Here is a 17098-nt window from a genome sequence, read left to right on the forward strand (position 1 = left end):
AGCGCCATCGAAACACGGCTTTGTAAGCCAGTTCCGACAGGAAACCAATAAAAATCGGTATCCCATCCAAAAAGAGGCTGCGCGCGTGAGCGGGCAGCCTCTTCAGGGCGACAGTTAAAAAAACCGTCTTATTGCTTGGAAGCAGCCGCTACCTGAGCAGCAACTTCGTCAGCGAAGTTGTCGACTGGCTTCTCGATGCCTTCACCTACCGCAAAGCGAGTGAAGGAAACGATTTCAGCGCCGCCTTTCTTGGCCAGGGCACCCACGGTGATTTCCGGGTCCTTGACGAAAGCTTGCTCAACCAGGCTGGCTTCAGCCAGGAACTTGCTGATGCGGCCGCCGATCATTTTTTCAACGATTTCAGCTGGCTTGCCTTTCATCTTGTCTTCGTTGAGGCTCATGAACACGGCTTTTTCGCGTTCGATGGCTTCAGCGGAAACTTGCGATGGCAGCAGGAACTCAGGGTTGCTGGCCGCTACGTGCATGGCGATGTCCTTGGCCAGTTCAACGGAACCGCCCTTGAGGACAACTGCAACACCGATCTTGTTACCGTGCAGGTAAGTACCGACCACGTCACCTTCAACGCGAGCCAGACGACGGATGTTGACGTTCTCGCCGGTCTTGCCGACCAGAACCAGACGATCAGCTTCACGAGCTTCGATCAGCGGAGCGACATCAGTCAGTTTGTCAGCAAAGGCTTTTTCGACGCTGGCAGCGACGAATGCCTTGAAGTCATCCTGCAGAGCCAGGAAGTCGGTCTGGGAGTTGACTTCCAGCAGAACGGCGACCTTGCCGTCGTCCTTGATGGCGATGGCGCCTTCAGCGGCGACGTTGCCAGCTTTCTTGGCAGCCTTGATGGCGCCCGAAGCACGCATGTCATCAATGGCTTTCTCGATGTCGCCGCCAGCCTTGGTCAAGGCCTTCTTGCAGTCCATCATGCCTTCGCCGGTACGCTCGCGCAGTTCTTTGACCAACGCTGCAGTAATCTCTGCCATTTCAAAATCCTCTTGGATAGGTTTTCAACCATTCCACCCGATTGAACGGGCGTGCAATTCTTCCCGAACCACCTTTGTTAGCCGCTGCACGTTACAGATGCTGTAGCTGCGCTGCTGACAAATGGTTTTCGAGGTGGCAAAAAGGGGGCCAAGCCCCCTTTTTGCTTACTGAGTCAACGCCAGGGCGTCAATTACTCAGCGGCTGCTGCCGGAGCTTCTTCAGCGAAGACTTCGGTGCCGCCATTAACATTGTTGCGACCACGGATAACAGCGTCAGCCATCGAACCCATGTACAGCTGGATGGCGCGAATGGCGTCATCGTTGCCTGGGATGATGTAGTCAACGCCTTCCGGGCTGCTGTTGGTATCGACAACGCCGATGACCGGGATACCCAGCTTGTTGGCTTCGGTGATCGCGATGCGCTCGTGGTCAACGTCGATCACGAACAGTGCGTCAGGCAGACCGCCCATGTCCTTGATACCGCCCAGGGAGCGGTCCAGCTTCTCAAGATCGCGAGTGCGCATCAGCGCTTCTTTCTTGGTCAGCTTGGCGAAAGTACCGTCTTCGGACTGCACTTCAAGGTCACGCAGACGCTTGATGGAAGCGCGAATGGTCTTGAAGTTGGTCAGCATGCCGCCCAACCAGCGGTGATCGACGTACGGCGAACCGCAACGTGCTGCTTCTTCAGCAACGATCTTGCCAGCGGAACGCTTGGTGCCGACGAACAGAATCTTGTTTTTGCCCTGGGCCAGGCGCTCTACGAAGGTCAGTGCTTCGTTGAACATCGGCAGGGTTTTTTCAAGGTTGATGATGTGGATCTTGTTACGCGCGCCGAAAATGTACTTACCCATTTTCGGGTTCCAGTAACGGGTCTGGTGACCGAAGTGCACACCGGCCTTCAGCATATCGCGCATGTTGACTTGGGACATGATAGTTCCTTGATAAGTCGGGTTTGGCCTCCACGTATCCCAATGACCAACCAGCGGCCTATATAAGCCGAAGGCACCCAGGTCATCGTGTCGACACGTGTGTGGATTTAAGCTTGCGGGGTCATCCCCGGAAAGCGGCGCATTTTATACCACAGCGAGGGCGAAAACGGAACACGGATTCTGAAAACCCCTGTGGAAGGGGTTTTATCCCCTCGCCACAGAGTTCCATCCAGGCGATAGGGTTCATTGCGCTGATCGTCTGTTAGAATCGCCTCTTTCAGGGCCGCGCTGCTCATCATCCGCCGCCTATTTCGTTTTGAACAGCGCCGCCGGGCGCAGAGAGAGCCTGTATGACCGTCACCCTCAAGACCCCCGAGGACATCGCAAAAATGCGTGTCGCCGGCAAACTCGCCGCCGACGTGCTGGAAATGATTGCCGAACACGTCAAGCCGGGCGTTACCACCGAAGAACTGGACCGGATCTGCCACGACTACATCGTCAACGAGCAGAAAGCCATCCCTGCCCCGCTCAACTATAAAGGCTTCCCCAAGTCGATCTGCACCTCGATCAACCACGTGGTCTGCCACGGCATCCCCAACGAAAAGCCGTTGAAGGATGGCGACACCCTGAACATCGACGTTACCGTCATCAAGGATGGCTACCACGGTGACACCAGCCGCATGTTCCATGTCGGCAACGTGCCGGAATGGGCCCAGCGCCTGTCGAAAGTCACCCAGGAATGCATGTACATGGCCATCGAACTGGTGAAACCGGGCTGCCGCCTGGGAGACATCGGTGAAGTGATCCAGAAACACGCGCAGAAGAACGGCTTTTCGGTGGTGCGCGAATTCTGCGGCCACGGTATCGGCAAAGTGTTCCATGAAGAACCGCAGATCCTGCACTACGGCCGTGCCGGCACCGGCATGGAGCTGCAAGCGGGCATGACCTTCACCATCGAGCCAATGATCAACCAGGGTCGCGCCGACACCAAGGTACTGGGCGACGGCTGGACCGCCATCACCAAGGACCGCAAGCTGTCGGCCCAGTGGGAACATACCTTGCTGGTTACCGAGACTGGGTACGAGATCTTCACCCTGCGCAGCGATGACACCATCGCTCGCGTTTCCGCCTGATCCACAACCCAGCTATAGATAGAAAGAAAGGAAAGCCATTCGATGCCGCAGGTGGATCCCGAACTCTTCGACCGCGGCCAGTTCCAGGCTGAACTGGCCCTGAAGGCAAGCCCCATATCGGCCTTCAAGAAGGCGATCCGCCAGGCTCATGAAGTGCTCGACCAGCGCTTTCGCAGTGGCCGGGATATTCGCCGGCTGATCGAAGACCGTGCCTGGTTCGTCGATAACATCCTGCAAAAGGCCTGGGAGCAGTTCAACTGGAGCGAAGATGCCGACATTGCCCTGGTGGCGGTGGGCGGCTATGGGCGCGGTGAGCTGCACCCTTACTCCGACATCGATCTGCTGATCCTGCTGGACAGCGCCGACCATGAAGTTTTCCGCGACTCCATCGAGCGTTTCCTGACACTTCTGTGGGACATCGGCCTGGAAGTCGGTCAGAGCGTGCGCTCGGTGCAGGAATGCGCCGACGAGGCCCGCGCCGACCTGACGGTGATCACCAACCTGATGGAAAGCCGCACCATCGCCGGTCCCGAGCGCCTTCGCCAGCGTATGCTCGAAGTCACCAGCACCGCACACATGTGGCCCAGCAAGGACTTTTTCCTGGCCAAGCACGCCGAACAAAAGGCCCGCCACCACAAGTACAACGACACCGAATACAACCTGGAACCCAACGTCAAAGGCTCCCCTGGCGGATTGCGGGACATCCAGACCATCCTGTGGGTTGCCCGTCGCCAGTACGGCACCCTGAACCTGCGCGCCCTGGCTGGCGAAGGCTTCCTGGTGGAAAGCGAAAATGCCCTGCTGGCCTCGTCCCAGGAATTCCTGTGGAAAGTGCGATACGCCTTGCACATGCTTGCCGGGCGCTCCGAAGACCGCTTGCTGTTCGATCACCAGCGCTCCATCGCGGGCTTGCTGGGTTTCGAGGGCCAGGATGCCAAGCAGTCCATCGAAAACTTCATGCAGCAGTACTACCGGGTGGTGATGAGCATCGCCCAGCTCAGCGAACTGATCATCCAGCACTTCGAAGAGGTCATCCTCGCCCCCGAAGACGAAGAACCGCCGCAGCCGATCAACTCACGCTTCCAGCTCCACGATGGTTACATCGAAGCGCGCAACGCCAATGTATTCCGCCGTACGCCGTTCGCCATGCTGGAGATTTTCGTGCTCATGGCCCAGCAGCCGGAAATCAAGGGGGTGCGCGCCGACACCATTCGCCTGCTGCGGGAAAACCGTCACCTGATCGACGACGACTTCCGCCACGATATCCGCAACACCAGCCTGTTCATCGAGCTGTTCAAGTGCAGGATCGGGGTGCATCGCAACCTGCGGCGGATGAACCGCTACGGCATTCTGGGGCGCTACCTGCCGGAGTTCGGTTTCATCGTCGGTCAGATGCAGCACGACCTGTTCCACATCTATACGGTCGATGCCCACACGCTGAACCTGATCAAACACCTGCGGAAGTTGCAATACACCCAGGTATCGGAAAAATTCCCGCTGGCCAGCAAGCTCATGGGCAAGCTGCCCAAGCCCGAACTGATCTACATGGCGGGGCTTTACCACGACATCGGCAAGGGTCGCCAGGGCGACCACTCCGAGATCGGCGCGGTGGATGCCGAGGCGTTCTGCCAGCGCCATCAACTGCCGGTATGGGACAGCCGGCTGATCGTCTGGCTGGTGCAGAATCACCTGGTGATGTCGACCACCGCCCAGCGCAAGGACCTGTCCGACCCGCAAGTGATCCACGACTTCGCCCAGATCGTCGGTGATGAAACACGTCTGGATTACCTCTACGTGCTGACCGTGGCCGATATCAATGCCACCAACCCGAGCCTGTGGAACTCCTGGCGCGCCAGCCTGTTGCGCCAGCTCTACACCGAGACCAAGCGTGCCCTGCGCCGCGGCCTGGAAAACCCGGTGGACCGCGAAGAGCAGATCCGTCGCACCCAAACTGCCGCCCTGGACATCCTGGTGCGCGGCGGCACCGATCCGGACGACGTCGAACAGCTCTGGTCGCAGTTGGGCGATGACTATTTCCTGCGCCACACTGCCGGCGACGTCGCCTGGCACAGCGACGCGATTTTGCAGCAACCGGCCGACGGCGGGCCGTTGGTGCTGATCAAGGAAACCACCCAGCGCGAGTTCGAGGGCGGCACGCAGATTTTCATCTACGCCCCGGACCAGCACGACTTCTTCGCCGTGACTGTGGCGGCGATGGACCAGCTCAACCTCAACATTCACGACGCTCGGGTCATTACCTCCAGCAGCCAGTTCACCCTCGACACCTACATTGTGCTCGACACCGATGGCGATTCGATTGGCGACAACCCGACGCGGGTCAAACAGATCCGCGACGGTCTCACCGAGGCCCTGCGCAACCCGGCGGATTACCCGACCATCATCCAGCGCCGGGTCCCGCGCCAGCTCAAGCACTTCGCCTTCGCTCCCCAGGTAACGATCCACAACGACGCCCAGCGTCAGGTCACGGTGCTGGAGCTCAGCGCCCCGGACCGCCCTGGCCTGCTGGCGCGGGTCGGGCATATATTCCTGGAGTTCGACCTGTCGTTGCAGAACGCCAAGATCGCCACCTTGGGCGAACGGGTGGAAGACGTGTTCTTCATCACTGACGCGCATAACCAGCCGCTGTCCGATCCGCAGCTGTGCAGCCGCTTGCAGGACGCGATTGTCCGGCAGTTGAGCGTCAACCAGGAACCTGATGCTCACCTGACACGGATCAGCATCTGAACGAACAAATTTCCCCCTGTGGGAGCGAGCCTGCTCGCGATAGCGACGGAACATCCGGCATCGATTCTGCTGACCCACCGCTATCGCGAGCAAGCTCGCTCCCACAAGGACCGCGCCCACATTGACGAGGCCCCCGATGAACAACGCTCTGAACCAGTTGCAGCCCTACCCGTTCGAAAAGCTCCGCGCCCTGCTGGGCAGCGTCACGCCCAACCCGGACAAACGCCCGATCGCGCTGTCCATCGGCGAGCCCAAGCACCGCTCGCCAAGCTTTGTGGCTGAAGCCCTGGCCAGCAATCTGGAAAAAATGGCCGTGTACCCGACCACCCTCGGCATCCCGGAATTGCGTGAAGCCATCACCGGCTGGTGCGAGCGCCGCTTCAACGTGCCGAACGGCTGGCTGGACCCGGCGCGCCACGTGCTGCCGGTCAATGGCACCCGTGAAGCGCTGTTTGCCTTCACCCAGACCGTGGTCAACCGTGGCGACGACGCGCTGGTGGTCAGCCCGAATCCGTTTTATCAGATCTATGAAGGTGCCGCGTTCCTGGCCGGGGCCAAGCCACACTACCTGCCGTGCCTGGACGAAAACGGCTTCAATCCGGATTTCGATGCAGTCTCGCCGGACATCTGGAAACGCTGCCAGATCCTGTTCCTGTGCTCCCCGGGCAACCCGACCGGTGCGCTGATCCCGGTGGATGTGCTGAAGAGGCTCATTGCCCTGGCCGACGAGCACGACTTCGTGATTGCCGCGGACGAGTGCTACAGCGAGCTGTACTTCGACGAACAGACCCCGCCACCAGGGCTGCTCAGCGCCTGCGTCGAGCTCGGTCGCCAGGATTTCAAGCGCTGCGTGGTGTTCCACAGCCTGTCCAAACGCTCCAACCTGCCAGGCCTGCGCTCCGGTTTCGTGGCCGGCGATGCGGACATCCTCAAGGGCTTCTTGCTGTATCGCACCTACCACGGCTGCGCGATGCCGGTTCAGACCCAACTGGCGAGCATCGCCGCATGGAACGACGAAGTGCACGTACGGGCCAGCCGCGCGCTGTACCGGGAAAAGTTCGACGCGGTACTGGAAATCCTCAGCCCGGTACTGGACGTGCAACGCCCCGACGGTAGCTTCTACCTGTGGCCGAACGTAGCGGGCGATGATGCGGCGTTCTGCCGTGACCTGTTCGAACAGGAACACGTGACCGTGGTACCGGGCTCGTACCTGTCCCGCGAAGTGGATGGCGTCAACCCAGGCGCCGGACGCGTGCGCATGGCCCTGGTCGCGCCATTGGCTGAATGTGTGGAAGCGGCGGAGCGGATTCGCGCGTTCATTCAGCGTCGGGGTTGATGGCTATATCCCGCTGAAGCGGACCGCTGTTGTGGCGAGGGAGCTTGCTCCCGCTGGGCTGCGCAGCGGCCCCAAAGCAGTCAACTCAATCTGCCTGACATACCGAGTTGTGCGGTTTCAGGGCCGCTTCGCGCCCCAGCGGGAGCAAGCTCCCTCGCCACAGGTTTAGTGCTCTGCCGGGATTTTTGTGTTTGCCTTTCGATTTATCGCGAGCAAGCTTTGCTCCCACAGTGGTTTGGTGTTGTTCACAAAGTTTGTGATCGATACCGGATCCTGTGGGAGCAAAGCTTGCTCGCGATGAGGACGGCACTATTACAATCAAGCCCGAAGCTCTACCCGATCCAGGCACTTGTTCGCCAACAACATCCCCAACTCAATCATCTGGGCCACTCCCAATGCTACATGTCGTCGCGAGCCGTCCTGATCGAAGGCAAGGTCATTGAGCATTGCATTGGCCGAAGCCAGGGTTTCGCTGAGATTGGCCAGCAACACTTCGGTGTCGATACCGTCAGCCACAGTGAATAGCTGTACTGAGGGCTTGGGTTCTGACTCGCTGTCGTCAGGTTTGAGATAGTGATCCAGCACACGATCAGCGGCTTCTTGCAGTTTTTCGGGTGCGTAATCGCCGTAGGGGAAAGTGGAGGCCGGCTTTGGAGGATTTGGAGTTTCTTTGATCATGTTTATTGCTCCTAGAGAATTGGGAGCCGCCACCGAGTCTTCTCACGGACCGGAGGGTGGCAGCCGTACGCGGGGTGAGAATCCGAGTCTCTAGGAGCCCGGCCATGCCGAAGCATGCCCGCGCACAGCCGCCATAACATGATGTACAGACAAAAAGCGCCTGCACTTTATATGGTCGGCGCCTTCGCGCCTAGAGGAGTTCGGATTCTCACGTCCGGTCGCTGAATTGGCAGCGACACCCAGAGGCTAGAGCCCTCGCTTCCGACGGACAACCTTAAAAACTTGTCGGAAACTTCGGTGCGTCTGACAGACCGCCATCCCTGTGGCGAGGGAGCTTGCTCCCGCTGGGCTGCGCAGCAGCCCCAAAGCAGTGAACTCAATTTACCTGATACACCGGATTGTCTGGTACCAGGGCCGCTTCGCGCCCCAGCGGGAGCAAGCTCCCTCGCCACAATTAGCTTTGCGCCATGGCTGCTATTTACCCAACCCCAAATTCGCCTCTGCCAGATCCAACTCCCCCAGCACCTCTCGCAGCACATCATCCCCAATCTGGTGATGACGGCTGAGGCGATACAACTCCAGCCGCTGCGCCCGATAGGCCTTCAAGCGCAGCCGGCGTTCCAGCAGGTCCATTTCGAACGCCAGCGCCTGGGCTTCGGCGGAGTCGTTGAACACCTCCAACTGGTGGCGATATTCAGACATCAACCGCGCCTTGACCTCGGTCGCCAGCGCCGCTTGGGTCGCGTCGGGCGCGCTGGCAGCCTCGCTCGTTTCGTCCACTTCCAATGCATGGATCGCCGCTTCAGCAGTTTTGCGCCAGGCATCGCGCACTTCGTGGCGGCGCTTGTCATCGGGGCTTTTCTCGATACCTCGCAGCAGCAATGGCAGGGCGATGCAGGCGGCGATCAATGACAGCAGAATCACCCCGGCGGCAATGAAGATCAGCAAGTCTCGCTCGGGAAACGCCTCGCCCGCCGCCAACAGCATCGGCACCGACAGCACGCCCGCCAGTGTCACCGCTCCGCGCACCCCGCCGAAGGTCAGCAACCAGCAGGAGCGCGCAGTCGGCACGAGCGTCAGCTCGCCCTTGCCATGCCAGCGGCGCAATAGCCCGGACAGGCGCCAGGTGCTTTGCACCCAGACAAACCGCAGCACCAGCAACACCAGGAAAATCGCCACCACGTCCAGGCAGCGGTAGAACAGCGTCGGCCACAATGTGGTTTCGTGGCTGGTCACCGCCTTGGCGATGTCCGGCAATTGCAGGCCCAGCAGCAGGAAGATCAAGCCGTTGAAGGCGAACTCCAGCAGTGACCAGACGCTGCGGTTGAGCAAGCGCGTGCCGGTCTGGCGCGGCAGCAGGTCGAGCCAGCTCTGCATCATGCCGGCCGCCACTGCCGAGAGAATCCCCGAAGCGCCCAAACGTTCAGCCAGCACATAGGCCGCGAATGGCAACAGCAACATGAACACTACGTGGGTGGCCGGGTCGTCCCAGCCGCGCCCGATCATCCAGGCCCGCATACGGCCCACCAGCCAACTCAAGGCCACGCCGACCAGCAGTCCACCGATCGCCACCAGCACGAAGGCCAGGCTCGCGTTGGCCAGGGAAAACACCCCGGTGATGGCCGCCGCCAGGGCGAACTTGAAGGTGACCAGGCCCGAGGCGTCGTTCATCAGCGCTTCGCCCTGGAGCATGTGCATCAGGGGGCCGGGCAAGCGGTCGCGAGCAATCGCCGACACCGCCACCGCGTCGGTCGGCGACAGGACCGCCGCCAGGGCAAACGCCACCGGCAGCGGGATGCTCGGCAGCAGCCAGTGAATGAAATAACCGGCACCCACCACCGTAAACAGCACCAACCCCACCGCCAGCGTCAGGATCGGCCCGCGCAGGCGCCAGAATTCGCGCTTGGGCATGCGCCAGCCGTCGGAGAACAGCAGCGGTGGCAGGAATAAAAACAGGAACAACTCCGGATTGAGCGTTACATGCAAACCCAGGGATGGCCAGGCCAGCAACGCCCCTGCGCCGATCTGCACCAAGGGCAACGGCAGCGGAATCAACCGTCCGATCAGCCGCGAAACACCCACCAGCGTCAACAGAATCAGCACGGTATAAGCGCTTTGCATAACGAGTTTCCATTTACAGCGACACACATCCGGCAACAGCTTGCCGTTGAAGTGCCATATTAACCGCCTAGCATTAACTTGGCCGTTACACCTATGTCGCAGTCAGCCCTGTGGAATGAGCCTGTGGGAGCAAAGCTTGCTCGCGATGAACGATGGCGCAGTCTTGCAGTTGAACCGTGTCGCCTGTATCGCGAGCAAGCTTTGCTCCCACAGACTCGCCCACAGGTTTGGGTGCATGCCGATCTGGCGTCGCGAAACCGTCCGGTCATGGCATAATCCTTGACCTTTTATTTCCAGCACCTGCAAAGGGGGCAATTCCTTGACCGATTCAAGTAAAACGTTGCACCTTTTCGGTATCAAAGCCTGTGACACGATGAAAAAGGCGCGCACCTGGCTCGATGAACACGCTGTGCACTACGACTTTCACGATTACAAGACCGCCGGCATCGACCGTGAGCACCTGACCCAATGGTGCAACGAGCATGGCTGGCAAGTGGTGTTGAACCGTGCCGGTACGACCTTTCGCAAACTCGACGACGAACGCAAAGCCGATCTCGACCAGACGAAAGCCATCGAACTGATGCTCGGCCAACCCTCGATGATCAAGCGCCCGGTGCTTGATCTCGGTGACCGAACCCTGATTGGCTTCAAGCCAGATATTTATGCGGCAGAGATCAAGTAAGCCTGCCCAGTCCATTTTGTAGAGGTAATTTCATGTCCAATACTCTGTTCAGCCTGGCCTTCGGTGTCGGCACGCAAAACCGTCAAGGTAGCTGGCTGGAAGTGTTCTACGCCCAACCGTTGCTCAACCCTTCGGCCGAGATCGTCAAGGCCATCGCGCCGATTCTGGGCTATAGCGAAGGCAACCAGGCCATCACCTTCACCACCGCACAGGCTTCGCAACTGGCTGACGCGCTCAAGGGCGTCGATGCCGCGCAAGCCGCGCTGCTGACCCGTCTGGCCGAGAGCCACAAGCCGCTGGTCGCCACTCTGCTGGCTGAAGACGCCCCACTGAGCTCCACGCCCGAGGCCTACCTCAAGCTGCATCTGTTGTCGCACCGTCTGGTCAAGCCTCACGGCCTGAACCTGACCGGTATTTTCCCGCTGCTGCCGAACGTGGCCTGGACCAGCCAGGGCGCAATCGACCTGGGCGAACTGGCCGAGCACCAGCTCGAAGCCCGTCTGCGCGGCGAGCTGCTGGAAGTGTTCTCGGTGGACAAGTTCCCGAAAATGACTGACTACGTGGTCCCGGCCGGCGTGCGTATCGCCGATGCCGCGCGGATCCGCCTGGGCGCCTACGTAGGCGAAGGCACCACAGTGATGCACGAAGGTTTCGTCAACTTCAACGCCGGCACCGAAGGCCCGGGCATGATCGAAGGCCGTGTATCGGCTGGCGTATTCGTTGGCAAGGGGTCTGACCTGGGCGGCGGTTGCTCGACCATGGGCACCCTGTCGGGCGGCGGCAACATCGTGATCAAGGTCGGTGAAGGCTGCCTGATCGGTGCCAACGCCGGCATCGGCATTCCGCTGGGCGACCGCAACACCGTGGAGTCGGGCCTGTACGTGACCGCCGGCACCAAGGTGGCGCTGCTGGACGAGAACAACCAACTGGTCAAGGTGGTCAAGGCCCGCGAGCTGGCCGGCCAGCCCGATCTGCTGTTCCGCCGCAACTCCGAGACCGGCGCGGTGGAATGCAAAACCCATAAATCGGCCATCGAGCTGAACGAAGCACTGCACGCCCACAACTAAGCCGCTTCACACCATCACCTGTGGGAGCAACCTTGCTCCCACAGGGTCCGGCGTAACTCCAGCAGGGCCCGAAAGCATGTTGATTCCCTCTCCCTGGCGCGCCGATTTCCCGGCCATCGCCGCCTTGCAACGGCAAGGCCAGACCTACCTGGACAATGCCGCCACCACGCAAAAACCCCAAGCCCTGCTGGACGCCCTGGCGCATTACTACGCCAATGGCGCGGCCAACGTGCACCGCGCACAGCATCTGCCGGGCGCCCATGCGACCCAGGCATTCGAAGACAGCCGACTCAAAGTGTCGCAATGGCTCAATGCCGGGGATTGCGGGCAAATCGTCTTCACCCATGGCGCCACTTCGGCGCTGAATCTTCTGGCCTATGGGCTGGAACATCTTTTCAATCCGGGCGATGAAATCGTCATCAGTGCCCTGGAACACCACGCCAACCTGCTGCCGTGGCAACAACTGGCCGAGCGTCGTGCGCTGACGCTGGTGGTGTTGCCGCTGGGTGCCGACGGGGTGATCGATATCAGCGCCGCCGCCGAACTGATCGGCCCACGTACGCGCCTGCTGGCGGTGAGCCAGCTGTCCAACGTGCTGGGCACCTGGCAGCCCTTGCCAGCGCTATTGGCCCTGGCCAAGGTCCAAGGCGCGCTGACGGTGATCGATGGCGCCCAGGGTGTGGTTCATGGCCGTCACGATGTGGAGGCACTGGGCTGCGACTTTTATGTATTTTCCAGCCACAAGCTCTATGGCCCCGAAGGACTGGGCGTGTTGTTCGGCCGCACCGAAGCGCTTCATCAACTGCGTCATTGGCAGTTCGGCGGCGAGATGGTGCAACAGGCCGACTACCACAGCGCCACGTTCCGTCCGGCGCCACTGGGCTTCGAAGCCGGCACGCCGCCGATTGCCAGTGTGATCGGCCTGGGCGCGACCCTCGACTACCTGTCCGGCCTCGACCCGCAGGCAGTCAGCGACCATGAAACTGCACTGCATGACTACCTGCTTCACGGGCTGCTGGCGCGCAATGGCGTCCGCCTGGTGGGCAATCCGAGCCTGGCCCTGGTCAGCTTCATGGTCGAAGGCGTGCACAACGCCGACGTGGCCCACTTGCTGACCGAACAAGGCATCGCTGTACGCGCCGGGCATCACTGCGCCATGCCGCTGTTCAAACATCTGAAGCTGTCGGGGGCGATTCGCGTGTCGCTGGCGCTGTACAACGACTCCGCCGATATCGAACGCTTCTTCGAAGCCCTGGACCAAGCCTTGGAGCTGCTGCGATGAGCCTGCCGGCCGACGCGGCCACAGCGCTGCAAGTGTTTCAGGACGCATCGGGTTGGGAACAACGCGCCCGGCTGCTGATGCAATGGGGCGAGCGTCTGCCGCCCTTGAGCGATGCGGACAAATGCGACGCCAATCTGGTCAGCGGCTGTGAAAGTCAGGTGTGGTTGGTGGGACGGCTGCAGGACGGACATTGGCAGTTTGCCGCCAGCAGCGATGCGCGGTTGATTCGTGGGCTGGTGGCGTTGCTGCTGGCGCGGGTCAATGGGTTGTCTGCCGTGGAGTTGCAGCAGGTGGATTTGCCGGGGTGGTTCAATGAGTTGGGATTGTCGCGGCAGTTGTCACCGTCGCGTAGCAATGGCTTGAATGCGGTGTTGCAGCGGATGCTTGAGTTGACCCGCCAATGATCGTTCCCATGCTCCGCGTGGGAATGCCTCTACGGACGCTCCGCGTTCGGCTGTATTAGGGACGCAGAGCGTCCCGGGCTGCATTCCCACGCAGAGCGTGGGAACGATCTTCAGTCAGACCCGGTCCGCCGGCCGCCGCACACCCGCCACAATCTTATCCACAGCCTTGGTCGCCGCGACCATGCCGAACGTCGCCGTGACCATCATCACCGCACCAAACCCGCCAGCGCAGTCGAGCTTGACGCCATCGCCGACAAAGCTCTTCTGCAAGCAAATGCTGCCGTCCGGTTTCGGGTAGCGCAGTTGCTCGGTGGAGAACACGCAGGGCACGCTGTAATGGCGGGTCACGGTACGGGAAAAACCGTAATCGCGGCGCAAGGTAGAACGCACTTTCGAGGCCAGCGGATCATTGAACGTGCGGTTCAGGTCGCACACCTGGATCAACGTCGGGTCGATCTGCCCGCCCGCGCCGCCGGTGGTGATGATCTGGATCTTGCGGCGTTTGCACCAGGCGATCAGCGCCGCCTTGGCGTTGACGCTGTCGATGCAGTCGATCACGCAATCGATGTTCGGCGTGATGTACTCGGCCATGGTGTCGCGGGTGACGAAATCCGCCACGGCATGCACCGTGCAGTCGGGGTTGATGCCGCGCAGGCGCTCGGCCATCACCTCGACCTTGGGTTTGCCGACGGTGCTGTCCAGGGCGTGCAGTTGGCGGTTGGCATTGCTGACGCAGACATCATCCAGGTCGAACAGCGAAATCTCGCCCACGCCGCAACGGGCGATGGCTTCCGCCGCCCAGGAACCAACGCCGCCCACCCCGACAATCGCCACATGGGCCGCCCGCAGGCGCTCCAGGCCTTCGATGCCATACAAACGGGCGATACCGGCAAACCGTGGATCTTCTGTACTCATGACCATTACCCCAAAAACCGGCGCGCATTATAGGGCTTTGCTGCGGCAATTCGAGCCGGTCGCGAAATGAATCCGACCAATTTCCCTTGTGGGAGCGAGCTTGCTCGCGATAGCGGTGTGTCAGTCAATATTGATGCGGCTGATCCGACGCCATCGCGAGCAAGCTCGCTCCCACAGGTTTCGTGGTCCAACTGACCAGCACCAGGGGCCCACCGGGGTCGTTTTGCTATAAGATAACCGCCATTTTGTAAGCCTCGACCGAATACAATCCAACGGTCGAACTCAGGACCTGTGGGAGCGGGCTTGCTCGCGAAGGCGTCATCACTGACGCTAAAAGCTTCGCGAGCAAGCCCGCTCCCACATGGACTGTGATCTCCTTTCCAGCTTTCGGAGTTTTCCATGACGGCCCACGCCGACCTCTCGCCGACCCTGCAACTCGCCTGCGACCTGATCCGCCGTCCGTCCGTGACGCCGGTGGATGCCGATTGCCAGAAACTGATGATGCAGCGCCTGGGCAGCGCGGGCTTTACGCTCGAACCGATGCGCATCGAGGATGTGGATAACTTCTGGGCCAGCCATGGCAAGCATGACGGCCCGGTGCTGTGTTTCGCCGGGCACACCGACGTGGTGCCGACCGGTCCGGTGCAAGCCTGGCAGCTCGACCCGTTCGATGCGGTCATCGATGAACACGGCATGCTCTGTGGCCGTGGCGCGGCGGACATGAAAGGCAGCCTGGCGGCGATGGTGGTGGCAGCGGAACGGTTTGTCGCCGACTACCCGGACCACAAGGGCTCGATCACCTTTCTGATCACCAGCGACGAAGAAGGCCCGGCCCACCACGGCACCAAGGCCGTGGTCGAGCGCCTCAAGGCCCGCCAGGAACGCCTGGACTGGTGCATCGTTGGCGAGCCGTCGAGCACCACCCTGGTGGGTGACGTGGTCAAGAACGGCCGCCGCGGCTCCCTCGGCGCCAAACTGACGGTGCGCGGCAAGCAAGGCCACGTGGCCTATCCGCACCTGGCGAAGAACCCCATCCATCTGGCCGCGCCGGCCCTGGCAGAGTTGGCCGCCGAGCATTGGGACCACGGCAACGACTTCTTCCCGCCCACCAGTTTCCAGATTTCCAACCTCAACGCCGGCACTGGCGCGACCAACGTGATCCCTGGCGACTTGGTGGCGGTGTTCAACTTCCGCTTCTCTACCGAGTCCACCGTCGAAGGCTTACAAAAACGCGTCGCCGATATCCTCGACAAGCATCAACTGGACTGGCACATCGATTGGGCGTTGTCGGGCCTGCCATTCCTCACCGAACCAGGCGCGTTGCTGGATGCCGTGTCTTCGAGCATCAAGGATGTCACCGGTCGCGAGACAAAAGCCTCCACCAGCGGTGGCACCTCCGATGGCCGCTTCATCGCCACCATGGGCACCCAAGTGGTGGAACTGGGGCCGGTCAACGCGACCATCCACCAGGTCAACGAGCGCGTGCTGGCGGCCGATCTCGACGTACTGACCGAGATCTACTACAAGACGCTGATCAAGTTGCTCGCCTGATGCTCGCCTGCCCGATCTGCAGTGAACCGCTGAACGCGGTGGACAACGGCGTGGTGTGCCCGGCCGGCCATCGCTTCGACCGCGCGCGGCAGGGTTACCTGAACCTGCTGCCGGTGCAGCACAAGAACAGCCGCGATCCCGGCGACAACCAGGCGATGGTCGAAGCCCGCCGCGACTTCCTCAACGCCGGGCATTACGCCCCTGTCGCCCGGCGCCTGGCCGAACTGGCCGCCGAGCGCGCGCCCGGTCGCTGGCTGGACATCGGCTGTGGCGAGGGTTACTACACCGCGCAGATCGCCGACGCCTTGCCGGATGCCGATGGCTACGCCCTGGACATTTCCCGCGAGGCGGTCAAACGCGCCTGCAAACGCGATCCACGGCTGACCTGGTTGATCGCCAGCATGGCCCGCGTACCGCTGGCGGACGGCTGCTGCCAGTTTCTGGCCAGCGTGTTCAGTCCGCTGGACTGGCAGGAGGCCAAACGCCTGCTCAGCCCCGGTGGCGGCCTGATGAAGGTCGGCCCGACCAGCGGCCACCTGATGGAATTGCGCGAGCGACTGTACGACGAAGTGCGCCAGTACACGGATGACAAACACCTGGCCCTGGTGCCGTCGGGCATGGTGCTCGATCACAGCGAAACCCTCGAGTTCAAGCTCACACTCGCAAGTAGCCAGGACCGCGCCAACCTGTTGGCGATGACGCCTCACGGCTGGCGCGCCAGCGCCGAACGCCGCGCCAGCGTGATCGAGCAGGCCGAGCCGTTCGAGGTCACCGTGTCGATGCGCTACGATTATTTCGTTCTTCAATAACTTTTAATTCCCGGCCTCGGGCAACCGCCAGAGGCCAGTTAAATCCGCGAATGGATTTTTCAAGACCGCAGTGAGGACATCCATGCGCCAACCCGATATCGAGATTTACCTCAAAGACGCCGACGTCGATCACAAGGCCATTGCCGCGTGGCTCGGCCAGGCCCTGGGCCCGTGCAGCGACTGGGTCCAGAAAGGCCAGACCTACAAGTGCAAGGCCGGCGATATCCCGGTGACCTGGCTACCCAAGGCTGTGGGCAAATGGAACAGCCTGTACCTGGAAAGCGACCAGACCCCGTGGGAAGACGACATCGCCTGCGCCCGTGCAGCCTTTGCCGCGCTGAACGTCGAAGTGCGCTGCGCACCTGGGTCGTGGGTGGAGGAAGAAGGTGAAGAGTCGGCCGATCGCTGGATTCGCATCAGCGCCGATGGGGAAGAAGAGATTACCTGGAAG

General features: G+C 61.2%; 15 protein-coding genes. 10 read left to right on the top strand and 5 right to left on the bottom strand.

Features of this window, described 5'->3' with window-relative positions; all coding sequences use genetic code 11:
- Positions 1 to 128: 128 nt before the first annotated feature.
- Both tsf and rpsB read right to left on the bottom strand, forming a co-directional pair.
- Positions 129 to 995, bottom strand: a complete 867-nt coding sequence (gene tsf, locus PSEUDOMOFG3G_RS21150; protein ID WP_047227561.1) for a translation elongation factor Ts — start codon at positions 993 to 995, stop codon at positions 129 to 131.
- Positions 996 to 1186: 191 nt separating this feature from the next.
- Complete coding sequence (gene rpsB / locus PSEUDOMOFG3G_RS21155; protein WP_003198231.1) at positions 1187 to 1924, bottom strand: 30S ribosomal protein S2; 738 nt, start codon at positions 1922 to 1924, stop codon at positions 1187 to 1189.
- Between the two features lie 350 nt (positions 1925 to 2274).
- Here rpsB and map point away from each other — a divergent pair, with 350 nt between their 5' ends.
- From map to dapC, 3 genes are all read left to right on the top strand, one after another.
- A complete protein-coding gene (gene map, locus PSEUDOMOFG3G_RS21160) occupies positions 2275 to 3057 on the top strand; it encodes a type I methionyl aminopeptidase (protein WP_047227560.1) in 783 nt (260 codons plus the stop codon).
- A 42-nt stretch (positions 3058 to 3099) separates the two neighbouring features.
- Positions 3100 to 5802 (top strand): [protein-PII] uridylyltransferase, encoded by a 2703-nt coding sequence (locus PSEUDOMOFG3G_RS21165; RefSeq protein ID WP_047227559.1) that lies wholly within the window; start codon positions 3100 to 3102, stop codon positions 5800 to 5802.
- Between the two features lie 136 nt (positions 5803 to 5938).
- On the top strand, positions 5939 to 7138 hold the full coding sequence (dapC, locus tag PSEUDOMOFG3G_RS21170; RefSeq protein ID WP_139051059.1) for a succinyldiaminopimelate transaminase: 1200 nt from the start codon (positions 5939 to 5941) through the stop codon (positions 7136 to 7138).
- A gap of 318 nt (positions 7139 to 7456) precedes the next feature.
- On the opposite strand, the gene PSEUDOMOFG3G_RS21175 is transcribed toward dapC, so the two are convergent.
- Entirely contained in the window at positions 7457 to 7816 is a 360-nt protein-coding gene (locus PSEUDOMOFG3G_RS21175; protein ID WP_139051060.1) for a DUF6124 family protein, read from the bottom strand.
- Between the two features lie 474 nt (positions 7817 to 8290).
- Complete coding sequence (locus PSEUDOMOFG3G_RS21180; RefSeq protein WP_139051061.1) at positions 8291 to 9937, bottom strand: Na+/H+ antiporter; 1647 nt, start codon at positions 9935 to 9937, stop codon at positions 8291 to 8293.
- A gap of 319 nt (positions 9938 to 10256) precedes the next feature.
- On the opposite strand from PSEUDOMOFG3G_RS21180, the gene PSEUDOMOFG3G_RS21185 reads away from it, so the two are divergent.
- From PSEUDOMOFG3G_RS21185 to PSEUDOMOFG3G_RS21200, 4 genes are all read left to right on the top strand, one after another.
- Positions 10257 to 10619, top strand: a complete 363-nt coding sequence (locus PSEUDOMOFG3G_RS21185; RefSeq protein ID WP_076386191.1) for an ArsC family reductase — start codon at positions 10257 to 10259, stop codon at positions 10617 to 10619.
- Between the two features lie 32 nt (positions 10620 to 10651).
- Complete coding sequence (gene dapD, locus PSEUDOMOFG3G_RS21190; RefSeq protein ID WP_047227554.1) at positions 10652 to 11686, top strand: 2,3,4,5-tetrahydropyridine-2,6-dicarboxylate N-succinyltransferase; 1035 nt, start codon at positions 10652 to 10654, stop codon at positions 11684 to 11686.
- A 76-nt stretch (positions 11687 to 11762) separates the two neighbouring features.
- The gene (locus tag PSEUDOMOFG3G_RS21195) at positions 11763 to 12968 is read left to right on the top strand and encodes an aminotransferase class V-fold PLP-dependent enzyme (protein ID WP_139051062.1); all 1206 of its coding nucleotides are present in this window, start codon (positions 11763 to 11765) and stop codon (positions 12966 to 12968) included.
- On the top strand, positions 12965 to 13372 hold the full coding sequence (locus PSEUDOMOFG3G_RS21200; RefSeq protein WP_139051063.1) for a SufE family protein: 408 nt from the start codon (positions 12965 to 12967) through the stop codon (positions 13370 to 13372). Before PSEUDOMOFG3G_RS21195 ends, PSEUDOMOFG3G_RS21200 begins: the two co-directional genes overlap by 4 nt.
- A gap of 114 nt (positions 13373 to 13486) precedes the next feature.
- On the opposite strand, the gene tcdA is transcribed toward PSEUDOMOFG3G_RS21200, so the two are convergent.
- Complete coding sequence (gene tcdA / locus PSEUDOMOFG3G_RS21205; protein WP_373685101.1) at positions 13487 to 14287, bottom strand: tRNA cyclic N6-threonylcarbamoyladenosine(37) synthase TcdA; 801 nt, start codon at positions 14285 to 14287, stop codon at positions 13487 to 13489.
- Between the two features lie 399 nt (positions 14288 to 14686).
- Between tcdA and dapE the strand changes: the two genes are divergently transcribed.
- The 3 genes from dapE to PSEUDOMOFG3G_RS21220 all read left to right on the top strand — a co-directional run.
- A complete protein-coding gene (gene dapE / locus PSEUDOMOFG3G_RS21210) occupies positions 14687 to 15838 on the top strand; it encodes a succinyl-diaminopimelate desuccinylase (RefSeq protein WP_047227551.1) in 1152 nt (383 codons plus the stop codon).
- Positions 15838 to 16647 carry a putative RNA methyltransferase gene (locus PSEUDOMOFG3G_RS21215; RefSeq protein ID WP_139051064.1) on the top strand — a complete coding sequence of 270 codons (810 nt, stop codon included), beginning with the start codon at positions 15838 to 15840 and terminating at the stop codon, positions 16645 to 16647. The genes dapE and PSEUDOMOFG3G_RS21215 overlap by 1 nt, the downstream gene beginning before the upstream one ends.
- A gap of 82 nt (positions 16648 to 16729) precedes the next feature.
- On the top strand, positions 16730 to 17098 hold a 369-nt coding region (locus PSEUDOMOFG3G_RS21220; protein ID WP_139051065.1), incomplete at its 3' end, for a hypothetical protein.

The organism is Pseudomonas sp. FG-3G (assembly GCF_901007645.1).
GTDB lineage: Bacteria > Pseudomonadota > Gammaproteobacteria > Pseudomonadales > Pseudomonadaceae > Aquipseudomonas > Aquipseudomonas rhizophila.